Here is a 1,033-nt window from a genome sequence, read left to right as displayed (position 1 = left end):
TAATAAACCGCTTATTTTTAATACATAATCTGAGTCATAATCTATAGTTTTTTTCTCTACATGAAACCACCAACTAGGATCCTTATAAGAAGGATACTCTACTTCAGGAGTGTAAATTTTTGTTTTATACTTAATGCTTTTCACAAAAGAACTACCCAAAGCATTGACTTTTAACATAATATCATTCTCAAACGGAGCTTTAGAAGTAATAGTTGCCTTGGCTTCACCACTAGCATTAAATGTTGCTTCTTGATTACTTAAAGTAGCGTCTCCACTTAAACTCCACTCTACTTTAGAACCTGTTTTTCCACCTTTTAATACAGCGTGTACTACTTCTCCTTCTTGAGTATAAAGTGTTTCTTTATCAAGTTCTAAATTCAATTCTCTTTGATAAAGATTAATTTTATCTGCAGTTATTTCAGCCTTAGTAATAACTGATTTCATATAACTAAACTTAATAGTAAGTTCTTTAACACTAGGATCACTAATACCACTAAATTCTAAAGTAGCTTCACCTTTATCATTAACATTAAAGCTTTCTTTTTTAGCTTTTACTCCTTTACTTCCACTGATATTATCAATGGTTGAATTTGGTAATAAACCACTTACTTTTAATACATAATCTGAGTCATAGTCTATGGTTTTATCTAATGTTTTCCAAAAACTTACTTTATAAGAAGGATATTCTATTTTTGGAGTATATATAGTTCCATCTATATAAGTTAATGTTTTAGTGAGGTTTTGGCCTAGGGTATTTACACTAATTATAGGATTAGTTTTAAATGGAGCTTTAGAAGTAATAACTGCCTTGGCTTCACCACTAGCATTAAATGTTGCTTCTTGATTGCTTAAAGTAGCGTCTCCACTTAAGCTCCACTCTATTTTTTCATTAGCTTTACCACCTTTTAAAGTTACTTCGGCATTTTTATTAGGTTCTGCAATGATAGTACTTGGATCAGCATTAAAGGAAATAGCGTATTGATAAAGTTTGATTTTATCTAAATTAAGCTCCTTTTTAATACTACCTTGTTTG

The 1,033-nt window shown here is 30.2% G+C and carries 1 protein-coding gene; it reads right to left on the bottom strand.

Translation table 11 applies throughout. From position 1 onward, the window contains the following. A partial coding sequence (locus L8U37_RS08100; protein WP_263728981.1) for a hypothetical protein occupies positions 1-1,033 on the bottom strand: 1,033 nt, incomplete at both ends.

Source organism: Campylobacter sp. RKI_CA19_01122 (genome assembly GCF_025771325.1).
GTDB classification, from domain to species: domain Bacteria; phylum Campylobacterota; class Campylobacteria; order Campylobacterales; family Campylobacteraceae; genus Campylobacter_D; species Campylobacter_D lari_D.
The sequence above is the reverse complement of the archived record's forward strand: the minus strand, read 5'-3'. Positions and strand labels throughout refer to the sequence as shown.